Source organism: Rhodococcus sp. 66b (assembly GCF_002076325.1).
In the GTDB taxonomy this organism is placed as follows: domain Bacteria; phylum Actinomycetota; class Actinomycetes; order Mycobacteriales; family Mycobacteriaceae; genus Rhodococcus_F; species Rhodococcus_F erythropolis.
In genome coordinates this window covers 253706-267936 of the sequence record NZ_MUZB01000012.1, presented here as the reverse complement: position 1 = coordinate 267936, position 14231 = coordinate 253706, and the positions used below count along the sequence as shown (strand labels likewise).

The window sequence follows — 14231 nt, the reverse complement described above, 5'->3', positions numbered from 1 at the left end:
CGCGAGAGACGACAAACGCGCCGTTCTTCTCCACAGCGCCCATGTCCGCGAACCCGTGCCACAATGCCGAAGCCATCATTGTCCCCTTCGAATACAAACGATGCTGGTGTGCAAACGATGTGCTGCGACTATATCGACACCGGGAATCGGCGCACGACGGCGCTCGCCGGGCACAGGCATTTCCGGGTACACACGTAATCTGTCGACCATGACTTTTGCCGACAATCTCGCCGCACTGCCCACCATCGATCATCTGGCCGCCATCGAGGTACTCGACGCCGACGGAACCGTCATCGACACCGTCGAGAACAAGCCCGGAAAGTCCGGCTCGGTCAAGGTGTACAACCATCTCGCTCAGGTCTACGGCGCGCTCACACCCGAAGCCGCCTCGGCAGGACTGACGATCTTTGCCGAACACACCGAGGACGCGCGGGCGAACCCCGGTAAGCACCCGAACGTGGACCGCCTCGAGCAGGTGCTCGCCTCCGGCAATCCACTAGGACTTCGCAGCGTTCCGTCCGCGTAGCCCGGCTCCCAGCCGTCCGACGGCATTGACCGCCAACGCCATCAGGGCCATCGCGATGCCCAGTACGACAAATCCGATGAACAGGGCCAGATAGCCCTGGTGGCGAGGATCCATGAACGGATACGGATACCAGTCGACGATCGGCCCTCGAATCAACGTGTACACCGCGTAGATCACTGGAAACAGCAGCCACTGCAGCGAGCGGATTTCGGAGATCCTGTGCCTCGAAGCGAAGAACACCCAGTCGAGGAGCATCACCAGCGGAAGAATGCGGTGGAGCGCCGAGTTGATCCACGCGTCGTTCAAATTGACGTCGATATTCGCCAGTAGAACGGCGTAGATGATTCCGGTGATCACCATGTAGAGCGTCACCGCACCGCGAACCGACTGCCATGTCCGAGACTGCGGATCCCGAAGGGCGCCGACCAGCAATACGATCACCGCAAGGATGTTGCTCTCGATGGTGAAGTAGCTCAGATAGTTCGACAACGAGAATCCGTCGGCGTTTCGAATCGGAATCCACAGCAGCGCCGTGAGTCCGTATAACGCGAACAACAGGCGAAGTACTCGCACGGCAACAGGCGTCGACGCGACCGGTGCAGCAGCCTCATTTGCGGTATTTGTCGTCACTGGTCGATATTTGCACATCAAAACGATCTGCGAGCGGTAGTTGTGAACGCGTTCGATAGGCTGTCATCAGCATGTCTACAACACCACCGGCCCCACTCTCCCCCAAGCGGAGTGACCTGAAGAGCGCGCTGGCGCAGGTCTCACTCCGCGACGAGAGTCGACTCCGTCGCAAACTCGACCGTGCCCGCACACCAGACGCTTTGGTGGCGCTGGCCGAGGAAATTGAAACGGCGCGCACACGGTTGGCGGCACGATCCGCCAATGTTCCCGCAGTCTCGTATCCGGAAGCTCTGCCCGTCAGTCAGCGCAAGGACGACATCGCGACCGCGATCTCGGAGAATCAGGTTGTCATCGTCGCCGGCGAGACCGGCTCGGGTAAGACAACTCAGATCCCGAAGATCTGTCTCGAACTCGGACGTGGCGTCCGCGGCCTGATCGGACATACACAGCCTCGCCGGCTGGCAGCACGCACCGTTGCCGAACGTATCGCCGAAGAACTCGACACCGAACTCGGCGACGCCGTCGGATACACCGTGCGGTTCACCGACCAGGTCTCGGACCGCACCTACGTCAAGCTCATGACCGACGGCATTCTCCTCGCCGAAATTCAGCGCGACCGTATGCTCCGACGCTACGACACGCTGATCATCGACGAAGCGCACGAACGCAGCCTCAACATCGACTTCATCCTCGGTTACCTGGCTCAGCTGCTCCCCCGCCGACCCGATCTCAAGGTCATCATCACGTCGGCGACCATCGATCCCGAACGCTTCGCCAAGCACTTCGCTGTCGACGGTAAGCCCGCGCCGATCGTCGAGGTATCCGGGCGAACATTCCCCGTCGAAATGCGTTACCGGCCACTGACCGTCGAGTCCGGCGACATCACCTTCGACCGTGATCCCGTCGACGCGGTCTGCGAGGCGGTCGACGAGCTGAGCGCGGAGGGCGAAGGCGACATCTTGGTCTTCCTCTCCGGCGAACGCGAAATTCGCGACACCGCAGACGCTTTACGCGATCGGCGTCTTCGCAACACCGAAATCGTCCCGCTGTACGCGCGACTGTCTGCTGCCGAGCAACACAAAGTGTTCTCGCCGCACACCGGCCGACGCGTCGTCCTTGCCACCAACGTGGCCGAGACCTCGTTGACCGTTCCCGGCATTCGGTACGTCGTCGATCCGGGAACCGCGCGCATTTCGCGATATTCGGTGCGCACCAAGGTTCAACGATTGCCGATCGAGCCCATTTCGCAGGCGTCAGCTCGTCAACGTTCCGGGCGTTGCGGCCGCGTCGCCGAAGGAATCTGCATCCGCCTGTATTCCGAGGAGGACTTCGAGTCACGGCCGGCGTTCACCGAGCCGGAAATCCTGCGGACCAATCTCGCATCCGTCATCTTGCAGATGACGGCCCTCGGTCTGGGCGACATCGCTGCCTTCCCCTTCGTCGAACCGCCGGACCAGCGCGCCGTCAAGGACGGAATCGGACTGCTCGAAGAACTCGGCGCCATCGCGCGAGGTTCCGAGGCAAGCCACCCCGAACTGACGCCGGTCGGCCGCGAGCTGGCCCAGATTCCGGTGGATCCGCGGATGGCACGAATGCTGGTGGAAGCCAAGAACAACGGTTGCCTTCACGAAACCCTTGTCATCGTCGCGGCGTTGTCCATCCAGGACGTTCGCGAGCGGCCCGCCGAGTTCCAGCAGGCCGCCGACGAAAAGCACGCCAGGTTCAATGTCGAGAACTCCGACTTCCTGGCATACCTGAAACTGTGGGATTACTTACGCGAACAACGTAACGATCTGTCCTCCAACCAGTTTCGCAAGATGTGCCGGAACGAGTTCCTGCACTGGCTCCGCATCCGCGAATGGCAGGATTTGCACGGGCAACTCCGGCAGATCACCCGCGGCCTCGGCTGGACGGTGGGTGAGACACCCGCAAGCGAGAACGCGATCCATCAGTCACTCCTCGCCGGTTTGCTCTCGCACATCGGGCTACGCGAGGGCGAGAAGCGGGACTACCTGGGCGCCAGGGGCAGCCACTTCGCGATCTTCCCCGGATCAGGACTGTTCAAGAAGCCACCACGCTGGGTCATGGCCGCCGAACTCGTGGAAACGTCGAGACTGTGGGCTCGCATGTCCGCGCGCATCGAACCCGAGTGGGCTGAAAAGCTCGCCCCGCACCTGGTGAAACGGACCTATTCCGAACCTCACTGGTCCTCCAAGCGCGGCTCGGCGATGGCATACGAGCGGGTCACTCTCTACGGAGTTCCTCTGGTGACCGGCCGCGCAGTGACGTACTCACGAATCGATCCCGAGGCCTCTCGCGATCTCTTCATCCGCCATGCGCTCGTGCAGGGCGAATGGCAGACGAACCACAAGTTCTTCCACGAGAACCGTGCACTGCTCGACAACGTCGAGGAACTCGAGAACCGCGCGCGCCGACGCGACATCCTCGTCGACGACGAAACCCTCTACGAGTTCTACGACGAACGTATCGGCCAGGAAGCCGTATCCGCCAAGCATTTCGACCAGTGGTGGAAGACCGAGCGGCGCAAGAATCCGAGTCTGCTGACTTTCACGCCGGAAACGGTGGTCAACTCCGACGCGGCTGCAGTACTGGGCGGCGAGTACCCGGACGCCTGGCGCCAGGGCGACATGCAGTTTCCGCTCACTTACCAATTCGAGCCTGGAAAGGACGACGACGGCGTCAGCGCGCACATCCCGGTCGGCCTGCTCGCGCAACTTCAGCCGGTCGGCTTCGACTGGTTGGTCCCCGGTATGCGCGTCGATCTGGTTACTGCTCTGATCAAGACGTTGCCCAAGAACATCCGACGCGCTGTCGTACCCGCACCTGACTACGCCGCCGCAGCATTGGCAGCAGTCAAACCTCGATCCGAGCCGTTGATGACCGCAATGGCCCGCGAACTCTCGCACTTGGGCGGGATCCAGATCGACGCCAAGGACTTCGATCCCGCCGCGCTGCCCGACCATCTTCGGATGACATTTGTCGTCGAGGACGAATCGGGCACGGTTCTCGCGAAGGGTAAGGATCTGGCGCAGCTACGACGCACGCTCGCCCCGCGCGTACAGAAGGAAGTGGCCAAGGCGGCAACTGGTACGGAACGGGCAGCGGCAACCGTCTGGACATCCGAAACGCTCGGCGCACTGGAACCGACCATCACTCGCTCCATCGGCGGACAGCAGGTAACCGGCTACCCAGCACTGGTGCCGGAAAACGGCGGAGTTGCCGTTCGTGTCCTGAGTACGCCGGCTGCGCAGGCGCAGGCGATGCGGGAAGGCACTCGGGCGCTTCTTCTCGCGGCCGTTCCCACCCAGCTCAAGGCCGTGACCGCCGGCTTGTCGAACACTCAGCGTCTGGCTCTCGGCCAGAATCCGGACGGCGGCTTGGAGGCACTCGTCGAAGATTGCCGGGTGGCAGCTGCCAACGAAGTGATAGCTGCCCACGGCGGACCGGTACGCACGCCTGAGGCGTTCGATGCCCTGGTGAAGATCGCACGCTCCGAACTGGCCGGACGCGTCTCCGCGATCCTGCGCATGATTGTTCCGATCCTCGAACAAGCACACCAACTGAGCGTCGTTCTGGACCGCTCGCGCGGCGAAGCAGCAGACGACGTCCGAGAACAGTTGACCTCACTGCTGTTTCCGGGATTTGTCGCCGAATTGGGCTCGGCCCGCCTACGCGATTTGCCGCGGTATCTTGCCGCAGCAAAATTCCGTCTCGAAGCTCTACCCGCAAGTGCACAACGAGATCAGCAGGCGATGGACGTCCTCGACCGGGTGTACGCAGCGTACGACCGGTTGTTGAGTTCACTTCCCGAAGAGCGTCGCACTGCTCGAGATGTCGACTCGATCAGCTGGATGATCGAAGAACTGCGCGTGAGCCTGTTTGCGCAGTCCCTCGGTACACCCACACCGATTTCCGAAAAGCGGGTCCTGAAAGCTATCGAAGCGATCAAGCGTTGACGTTCGGCGAGAATTGCGCGATCAGTAGATTGTCTGAATGTTGACGTTGGTGAGGAAACCACCAAAGGTGGCAACAGTGTTGGCGAACCCGAGGGTTACCAGGCTGTTCACGACTCCGAGAACTGCAACTAAGTTCATAACGCCTCCGTGAAGATCCGAGATGCGGACGAACGTACTTGGTCGACACTAAGCGAATAACTTGCCCGATTTGTTCGATTGTTCGCTTTGTGTTCTCAGCGTTACCTACGGCCGCTTTGTGCTCTCAGCGTTATCTAAGGCAAAGGCCTCAGTCGACGGAAACGGTCTCGGCGCCGGAAGCCTTGTCGGCGGCACGGGTCTCGGCATGTTCGCGCATGTCGGTGATCTCACGTTCGAAATCCGCGGCAGAACTGAAGGACTTGTACACCGATGCGAATCGCAGGTATGCAACCTCGTCGAGATTTCGAAGCGGATCGAGAATCGCGAGCCCTACCTCGTTGCTGGGAATTTCGGCAGAACCCGAAGCACGTACGGCATCTTCGACCTGTTGGGCCAGCAAATTCAGCGAATCGTTGTCCACTTGGCGGCCCTGGCATGCGCGACGCACTCCTTTGACCACCTTTTCTCGGCTGAACGGCTCCGTCACGCCGCTGCGCTTCACAACCGAGAGAACTGCCGTCTCAACCGTGGTGAATCGGCGGCCACACTCGGGGCACGAACGGCGCCGCCTGATCGCCTGGCCCTCGTCGGCCTCGCGCGAATCGACCACTCGGGAATCAGGGTGCCGGCAGAACGGGCAATGCATCGGGGTTCCTTCGTTGTCGCCGAAATGGCCGCAACTCAGATTCACTACCGACTGCAAATCCTCCGACGATTTACAGAGCAGATCCACGTACTCAACGCGACCACCCGAGGTGGTGGGACTGTCAAGTGGACAGCTTACTCGCTGTGAACCGACTGCTCTCACGCTCGGTACGCCCCCGCCTGGCACGGGGTACGGTCAGCGGCCCGAGGCCGGCACGATCAGCGTTTGCCCAACGGACAGTCCGGAACTCGACATCGCATTGAGATCCATGATCTGCTCGATCACCGAGCCGACAGCCTGGCCAGGCGCAACCTTGGCAGCAATATCACTGAGGGATTCACCCGCAGCAACACGAACCACTTCGGTCGCACCGTTTGTCGCAGCGACATCACCACTCGACAAAGCGCCGATCCCCACCAACGCCAACACTGCCAGTGCAGTGAATACGGCGCCAAGGAACACTGTCTTCCAACTGACGTCCTCGGCAGCCACTTCATGTTCGACCCGTGAGACACCGACTCTGTTTCGGTGCGCGAAACTTCCTCCGTACGGGCGTGACGAATCGTGCTCGCCGTCCCACCGGCGAGGAGATTCACGCAATGAACGCGAACCTGAAACCGCGCCAACCGCCGGAACACGACGAACGACGGCCGCCTGCGGTTCGTTGTCGACATACCTGGCCACGCCCCGCATTTCGGCCGTGCCGCGCCGTTCGAACGACACACCGTCAGCGTCGGATCCACCATCGGGCCCATAGAACGAGGGGTGGTACTTCAACGCCGACGTGCCGTCGAAACCAATCGCGTCATCACCAATCGCGTCGTCGAAAACCCTGTTGCTTCTCAGTGCTGCGTTACCCATCGTGACCTCCGCTGGTCGACACCGATCGATGTGTTCGATCATGCGTTCGATGGAACGCATGTTCGAATTTCTACCACGCCTGGCCGACAATGTCTCTACTTCAAGCGACACGAATCGAACAGATGTTTGAAACCGCGAGCAAATCCGGCTAGATTCGTGTCAGACCACACAGCGGGAATTGCGAAAGCCTCCGTGTTGTCGACAGCTCGAATGTTGGCAGGAGGCACCGACAGGTTTCTGCGCGATTTGCACCAGGCACTTTTTCAGACACAGCCTTTACAGACACGACTTCTTCAGACACGGAGGCAACAGGCCATGAAGGACGATCGCTCCAGCACAGCCGCGGAGGCAGGAGCTTCTGCAGTTCCGTCTCCGTCGAGCGAGACGCTCACCGAGCGTCAGCGGCGCGTTCTCGAAGTCATCCGCGATTCGGTGACGGAGCGCGGGTATCCGCCGAGCATCCGCGAGATCGGTGATGCGGTGGGGCTCACCTCCACGTCGTCGGTCGCACATCAACTGCGAACGTTGGAGCGCAAGGGCTTCCTTCGACGCGATCCCAATCGCCCTCGTGCAGTCGATGTTCGAGGTCTCGACGAGGTTGCGGCCGATACCGCCATCGCGTCGGTGTCGAAGCATTCCGGCGAGTACAACAGTGCCGACCCGCTACCGGAGCCGGCGTTCGTCCCCATCCTGGGTCGCATCGCTGCCGGCGGACCGATCCTTGCCGAGGAAGCGGTAGAGGACGTGTTCCCACTCCCCCGCGAACTCGTCGGCCAGGGTTCGCTCTTCATGCTCAAGGTTGTCGGCGAGTCGATGATCGATGCAGCGATCTGCGATGGCGACTGGGTTGTGGTCCGTCAGCAGAACGTGGCGGAGAACGGTGACATCGTGGCCGCCATGATCGACGGCGAAGCCACCGTGAAGACGTTCAAGCGTACGAAGAAGGAGGTGTGGCTGATGCCGCACAACGAACTCTTCGAGCCGATTCCCGGCAACAACGCCGTCATCCTGGGCAAGGTTGTCACCGTCATGCGGAAGATCTGAATTCGCTCGCGCCCTCGATCACAAAACTCTGGGCCCCGGCATCAGCCGGGGCCCAAAGTCTTTTCGTGACGATCAGCGGTCCATCACCCGAATCAGAGATTCAGCGAACGTCCGATGATCTCCTTCATGATCTCGGTTGTGCCACCGTAGATGGTCTGCACACGAGAGTCCATGTACGCCTTGGCAACCGGGTATTCCTTCATGTAGCCGTAGCCTCCGTGCAACTGGAGGCAGCGGTCGATGAGCTTGACCTGAGCTTCGGTGGTCCACCACTTCGCCATCGCAGCTTCCTGCACGGTCAGCTTCTCGGCATTGAGCTGCTCGATGAACTTGTCCACCAGGATGCGCACTGCCGTGGTCTCCGTTGCCAATTCGGCCAGTACGAATCGGGTGTTCTGGAAGCTACCGATCGACTTGCCGAATGCCTTGCGGTCGCGGCAGTACTGGATCGTGCTCTCGAGAACCGATTCCATTGCGGCAGCGGCAACGACGGCGATCGAGAGTCGTTCCTGGGGAAGGTTCTTCATCAAGTAGAAGAAGCCCATTCCCTCTTCGCCCAGCAGGTTGGCAGCGGGAACGCGTACGTCGGTGAAGCTGAGTTCGGCGGTGTCCTGAGCCTTCATGCCGATCTTGTCGAGGTTGCGTCCACGCTCGAAGCCAGGCATGTCCCGCTCGACCACGAGGAGGCTGAAGCCCTGAGCACCCTTGTCCGGGTCGGTGCACGCGACAACGATGATGATGTCGGCGTTGATTCCGTTGGTGATGAAGGTCTTCGAACCGTTGAGGACCCAGTGGTCCCCGTCGCGAACCGCTTTCGTCTTGATGCCCTGCAGGTCGCTACCGGTACCCGGTTCGGTCATCGCGATCGCCGAGATCAGCTCACCCGACGCGAATCCGGGTAGCCAACGCTGCTTCTGCTCCTCGTTGCTCAACTCCAGGAGGTACGGTGCCACGACGTCGTTGTGCAGCGTGAAGCCGATACCGCTGAACCCACCCTTGGTGGTTTCCTCGGTGATGATCGCGTTGTAGCGGAAATCCTTGACACCGCCGCCGCCGAATTCCTCAGGGACCGCAGTTCCCAGGAAGCCCTGCTTTCCGGCCTCGACCCAGACGTCACGATCGACGATGTTCTGCTCTTCCCACTTCTCGTGGTTCGGTGCCACGTGCTGTGCCAAGAACTTCTGGTACGACTCCCGGAAGAGTTCATGTTCCGGTTCGAACAGGGTGCGCTCCACGCCGACTCCTTGCAATTCGATATATGGCACTTCAGTGATGTACCCGCTGGGGATATACCCGCTGGGGTGTATTCGCTGAGACTGGGCACGCCGAAGTGCGCGGGCCCACGTCACTGCCTCCGACGGTAGAACCTGTTGCGATACCCGTCGATGACCCGAACGATCACGATTCGTGACTGTAGCGGTTATCTGCTACTCGAAGTACGGAATTTGGCGAGATATCGCATGATCGGGTACGCGACGAGGATGCCGATCGATCCCCAGGCGATGCCGCCCAACTCGACCGAACCGATGGTCAGCGTCAAGTTCCCGATGCCGGCGACCAACGCCGCCGCGGCGACCGTCAGGTTGACCGGATCGGTGAAGTCGACCTTCGCTTCCATCCAGATGCGCACACCGAGAATGCCGATGAGGCCGTAGAGAACCATCGTTGCGCCGCCGATGACGCCGTTCGGAACCGTGAAGACCAGTGCGCCGAATTTGGGCGAAAATGCCAGGATCACAGCGGTAGCGGCGGCTACCCAGTACGCGGCGGTCGAGTACACACGCGTCGCTGCCATGACACCGATGTTCTCGGCATACGTGGTGGTTCCGGATCCGCCACCGGCGCCCGCCAAGGTAGTGGCGAGACCGTCGGCAAACAGTGCATTGCCGGCCAGATCGTCGAGGGACTTACCAGTCATGGCGGACACCGCTTTGACATGTCCGACGTTTTCGGCGACCAGAACGATCACCACGGGGAGCGCGAGCACGATCACCGACCAGTCGAACGACGGTCCGTGCAGACTCGGCAGCCCGAACCAGTCCGCTTCGCGCAGAGCGGACACTCGTTCACTGTCGAGTCCGCCGATGACCGCGGCGAAAACCCAGCCGATCACGACGCCGACCAGAATGCCCAGCCGGCCGAGCAACCCGGGACCGACGACCGTGACCAGCAGGATCGAAACGAGCGTCACCGTGGCGATCAGCGGCTGCGATTCGAAGGAGCCGACCGCCGTCGGAGCGAGGTTGAGACCGATCAGCGCGACGACAGCGCCCGTCACCACCGGCGGCATGACGGCGTCGATGACCCGGCTGCCGATCAGACGTACGGCGACGCCGATCAACATCAACACGATGCCTACAGCCATGACGGCACCGAGTTGCGCGGCCGGGCCCGATCCTGCCGACGCTGTCAGCGGGGCGATGAACGCGAAGGACGAACCGAGATAGCTCGGGATCCGGCCCCGGGTGATGAGCAGGAACAGCGCGGTGCCGATACCCGAGAACAACAGCGTCGTCGTGACGGGGAAGCCGGTGATGGTCGGAACGAGCAGTGTCGCTCCGAACATCGCGATGACGTGTTGCATCCCGATTCCGATGGTGCGCGGCCAACTCAGTCGTTCGTCCGGCGCCACGACGGCTCCGTCGGCGATCCGCTTGCCGTCTCCGTGGACAGTCCAGCCGATTCCGCCGGCCCCGGTCATTGTTTCTCGTTCGATCACAGGTCGAAATACTAGAGGTCAGGCGCTCGGTCTCCGACCGAGACCAACGAAACCAGTTCAGCTGATTGCGTCGGCCGCCGCTTTGCGCGCTGCCACCGGATCACCGGTTGCCAGCACCGCCGCCGCAGCCGCCTCACATTGCGCCATGGTGACTGACCCGACCTTCGCTCCCACACCCGCGACCGACGCCGCAGCGCACGACAGCGAGGAAACTCCGAGTCCGGCCAGAACACACGCCAACAGTGGATCGGCGGCCGCCTCACCGCAGACGCCGACGCGCTTGCCTGCCGCCTGACCGGCCTGGGCCGTACGTGCGACAAGGGCGAGCACCGCGGGCTGCCACGGATCGGTCAGGTCGGCGAGTTCGGAGGACATCCGATCAGCGGCCATCGTGTACTGAGCGAGGTCGTTGGTACCGATCGAGAGGAATTCGACGTGTTCGAGAATCTGGTCGGCCAACAGCGCCGCCGCCGGGATCTCCACCATCACACCGGGAACAAGATCGCGTGCCCGCACCGCATCGGCAAAACGTTTCGCCTCGGCCGGGGTGGCGATCATCGGTGCCATCACCCACGGCGACGAGTTGGTCGACGCCGCGGCTGCCGCGATCGCGTCGAGCTGGCGGTCGAGAATTCCCATGTCCTGCCAGGCGATTCGGACCCCACGAACGCCGAGTGCCGGATTCGCTTCCTCTTGATGGTTGGCGAATTTGAGCGGCTTGTCCGAACCTGCGTCCAACGTGCGAATGATGACCTTCGTTCCTGCGAAGGCCTCGAGAACCTCGGCGTAGATCGCCGCCTGCTCGTCTACGGTCGGTTCGGTCTCACGGCCGAGGAAGCAGAGTTCGGTCCGGAAGAGCCCGATGCCCCCCGCAGCAGTCGACGCCGCGGCGCGAGCGCCCGCGCCGTCTTGAACATTGGCGAGAACGTCTACCGGCCGGCCGTCCGCCGTCTGGCCCGGTCCGGTCCAGGTGCTGACGCGTTCACGATCGATCCGGGATTGTTCGACCAGTTCTCGCGCGTGCCCGGGATCCGGCTCCGCGATCACGTCGCCGGTTGTTCCGTCGATCAGAATCGGTATTCCTGCCGAGATGGATTCCAATTCCTTCGCGGCGACGATGCACGGGATGCCCAACTGCCGCGCGATGATTGCCGTGTGGCTGGTCGGGCCGCCGTAGATGGTCACGAGTCCGATGATCTTGGATGCATCGAGGCCCGCGGTGTCTGCAGGAGCCAGATCGTCCGCGCACAGCACCGACGGTGTCTCGGGCATCGGAACTCCAGGTTCGGGTAATCCGGAGAGTTCGGCGATCACGCGGTCGCGGATGTCCTCGAGGTCGGTGACGCGCTCGGCCATCAAACCGCCGACCTTGGTGAACAGCACCACGAACTGCTCCGTCGCCGCGATCGCAGCCTGCACCGGGGGCACTCCGCCGGCGATCGACTTCTTGGCCGCCCCGATCCAGCCACGATCAGCTGCCATCGCCGCGTTGGCCTGCAAAACCTCTGCGGCCGCGCCGGTAGCTTCGGCGGCCCGTCCGAGAAGGCGGTTCTCGACAGCCTTCGCCGCTGCGACGAAGGCGTCCACGGCGGCCTCTCGATCGGCCTCGTCGAGTGCCGGCGCATCGGTGACGAGTTCTGGTCGGCTGGACGGCCAGATCGCCGGGCCGTAGGCGATTCCAGGCACCACGGGGGTGCCGTGCACGGTGATTCGGTTGAGCTGTTCGGTCATCTGTCCTCCTTGAGCGATGGGCCCGGTGTCACACCGGATCACCTCGAGCGCGTAAAGCCCTCACCTTCGTTGTGACGAAGATTACTCCCAAGTCTTGACATGTCAACACACTCGGGCGTAAAACAACATAAAGCAACATTCACTGTGATCCACAACGCACCGTCGGATCACACTTCGGAATCGGAGAGCACGTGTACGCGGAAGAACGCCAACAAGCGATCGGCACCATGGTGTCGCAGCGCGGACGCATGTCCGTGGCGGCTCTGTCGGAGACCTTCGGTGTGACCACCGAGACCGTGCGTCGCGATCTGGCCTTCCTCGAGCGGATCGGACAGATCAGGCGTGTACACGGCGGCGCCGTTCCGACCGGATCCCTCCACGTCACCGAACCGGGCATGGCGGAACGCGATCAGACCCGCGCGCAACAGAAGGACCGGATCGCCCGCTGCGCGGTCACCTACCTCCCTCCCACCGGCGGCAGCGTGATCTTCGACGCGGGCACGACCACGGGCCGCATGATCCCCGAACTGCCGACCGAGAACGACTTCACAGCCGTCACCAATTCCGTCCCGATCGGCGCACGCCTGGCATCGATGAACTCGATTTCCCTGATACTGCTCGGCGGTCGAGTACGCGGGGTGACTCAAGCCGTGGTCGGCGAGGACGCCCTACGCCTGCTGAGCACGTTGCGAGTCGACGTCGCCTTCATCGGAACGAACGCGATCAGCGTCGGGCACGGACTCTCCACTCCGGACAGCGAAGAGGCCGCCGTCAAACGAGCAATGGTCAAAGCCGCCAATCACGTTGTGGTGGTGGCCGATTCCACCAAAGTCGGCCGCGAGCACTTGATCAGCTTCGCCCCGCTCGACAGCATCGACGTCCTCATCACCGACGAAGAGATCAGTCCCTCAGACACATCCGAGTTCCACGACCACGGAATCGAGGTGGTGATCGCATGATCGTCACACTGACAGCCAACCCGAGTATCGATCGGACCGTGCAACTCGAGCAACGGCTCGAACGAGGCTCCGTCCTACGTGCCCACTCCACTCGCAGCGACCCCGGCGGCAAGGGGGTCAACGTCGCGCGTGTTCTCGCCGCCGCCGACCTCGACGTTCTCGCGGTTCTACCGGGAAACGGTGGTGACCCTCTGCTCTCGGCGCTGGCAGCCGGTGGGATTCCCCACATCGGTGTCGCCACAACGGGTCTGGCTCGCACCAACATCACCATTGCGGAACCGGACGGGACAACGACGAAGATCAACGAACCCGGCGCAACGCTGTCCGGTTCGACGCTCGACGCCCTGGCACAGGAGTTGATTGTCCGCGCCGATACCGCACTGTGGTTCGCGCTGTCCGGCTCACTGCCCCCCGGCGTTCCGCTCGGGTGGTACGGCGAACTTGTCGCGGCGCTGCGCGATCACCCGTGCAAGGTTGCGGTCGACACCTCGGACGCCCCGCTGACGGCACTCGCCGAAGCGTTCCCCGGCTCGGCACCCGACCTGCTCAAACCCAACGGCGAGGAACTCGCACAACTGACCGGCGTCGACGGCCACGTCCTCGAACGTGCTGCCGAGAACGGTGATCCCGGGCCTGCAATCACGGCGGCGCAGCGATTGGTCGACCGCGGCGTCGGCAGTGTGCTCGCCACGCTCGGCGCAGCGGGTGCTGTCCTCGTCACCGCCGACGGCGCGTGGATCGCCACTGCTCCCCCGATTGTCGCAGTCAGTACCGTCGGCGCAGGCGATTCTTCGCTGGCCGGCTACATCCTCGCCGAAGCGGGAGGCGGCTCGGAATCCGAGCGGTTACGTCACGCGGTCGCCTACGGAAGCGCCGCTGCCTCCCTTCCCGGCACAACTCTTCCCACGCCCGAACAGATCGATCTGGCAGCGGTTTCGGTATCTGCAGCCGATGCCTCCTCTCCCATCCCCGTCCCCACCGAACTCGCCTGACGCCCTAA

Annotated in this window: 11 protein-coding genes; 5 read left to right on the top strand and 6 right to left on the bottom strand. The window is 62.5% G+C overall.

Annotated features, from left to right (window positions below; all coding sequences use genetic code 11):
- The first annotated feature begins 208 nt into the window (after positions 1 to 208).
- Positions 209 to 526, top strand: coding sequence for a DUF2322 family protein (locus B0E55_RS23005; protein ID WP_020907542.1), 318 nt, complete (start codon positions 209 to 211; stop codon positions 524 to 526).
- Here the strand turns inward: B0E55_RS23005 and B0E55_RS23000 are convergent.
- The gene (locus tag B0E55_RS23000) at positions 497 to 1174 is read right to left on the bottom strand and encodes a Pr6Pr family membrane protein (RefSeq protein ID WP_060938485.1); all 678 of its coding nucleotides are present in this window, start codon (positions 1172 to 1174) and stop codon (positions 497 to 499) included. The two genes, B0E55_RS23005 and B0E55_RS23000, sit on opposite strands and share 30 nt — an antisense overlap.
- Positions 1175 to 1227: 53 nt before the next feature.
- On the opposite strand from B0E55_RS23000, the gene hrpA reads away from it, so the two are divergent.
- Positions 1228 to 5133: an ATP-dependent RNA helicase HrpA gene (hrpA, locus tag B0E55_RS22995; RefSeq protein ID WP_047889277.1), complete on the top strand. Its 3906-nt coding sequence runs from the start codon at positions 1228 to 1230 to the stop codon at positions 5131 to 5133.
- Positions 5134 to 5419: 286 nt separating this feature from the next.
- Here the strand turns inward: hrpA and nrdR are convergent, their stop codons facing one another.
- Positions 5420 to 5917, bottom strand: coding sequence for a transcriptional regulator NrdR (gene nrdR / locus B0E55_RS22990; RefSeq protein ID WP_020907539.1), 498 nt, complete (start codon positions 5915 to 5917; stop codon positions 5420 to 5422).
- A 195-nt stretch (positions 5918 to 6112) separates the two neighbouring features.
- Positions 6113 to 6838, bottom strand: coding sequence for a LysM peptidoglycan-binding domain-containing protein (locus B0E55_RS22985; protein WP_021344074.1), 726 nt, complete (start codon positions 6836 to 6838; stop codon positions 6113 to 6115).
- Between the two features lie 255 nt (positions 6839 to 7093).
- On the opposite strand from B0E55_RS22985, the gene lexA reads away from it, so the two are divergent.
- The gene (gene lexA / locus B0E55_RS22980) at positions 7094 to 7822 is read left to right on the top strand and encodes a transcriptional repressor LexA (RefSeq protein ID WP_020723648.1); all 729 of its coding nucleotides are present in this window, start codon (positions 7094 to 7096) and stop codon (positions 7820 to 7822) included.
- 92 nt (positions 7823 to 7914) lie between these two features.
- Here lexA and B0E55_RS22975 read toward each other — a convergent pair whose 3' ends face one another.
- From B0E55_RS22975 to B0E55_RS22965, 3 genes are all read right to left on the bottom strand, one after another.
- On the bottom strand, positions 7915 to 9057 hold the full coding sequence (locus B0E55_RS22975) for an acyl-CoA dehydrogenase family protein (RefSeq protein WP_019748214.1): 1143 nt from the start codon (positions 9055 to 9057) through the stop codon (positions 7915 to 7917).
- Positions 9058 to 9242: 185 nt separating this feature from the next.
- Positions 9243 to 10523: a uracil-xanthine permease family protein gene (locus tag B0E55_RS22970; protein ID WP_080910530.1), complete on the bottom strand. Its 1281-nt coding sequence runs from the start codon at positions 10521 to 10523 to the stop codon at positions 9243 to 9245.
- Between the two features lie 75 nt (positions 10524 to 10598).
- Positions 10599 to 12272 carry a putative PEP-binding protein gene (locus tag B0E55_RS22965; protein WP_080910523.1) on the bottom strand — a complete coding sequence of 558 codons (1674 nt, stop codon included), beginning with the start codon at positions 12270 to 12272 and terminating at the stop codon, positions 10599 to 10601.
- 191 nt (positions 12273 to 12463) lie between these two features.
- Between B0E55_RS22965 and B0E55_RS22960 the strand changes: the two genes are divergently transcribed.
- Positions 12464 to 13231, top strand: a complete 768-nt coding sequence (locus B0E55_RS22960; RefSeq protein WP_020907535.1) for a DeoR/GlpR family DNA-binding transcription regulator — start codon at positions 12464 to 12466, stop codon at positions 13229 to 13231.
- The gene (locus B0E55_RS22955; protein ID WP_020907534.1) at positions 13228 to 14223 is read left to right on the top strand and encodes a 1-phosphofructokinase family hexose kinase; all 996 of its coding nucleotides are present in this window, start codon (positions 13228 to 13230) and stop codon (positions 14221 to 14223) included. Before B0E55_RS22960 ends, B0E55_RS22955 begins: the two co-directional genes overlap by 4 nt.
- Positions 14224 to 14231 lie beyond the last annotated feature (8 nt).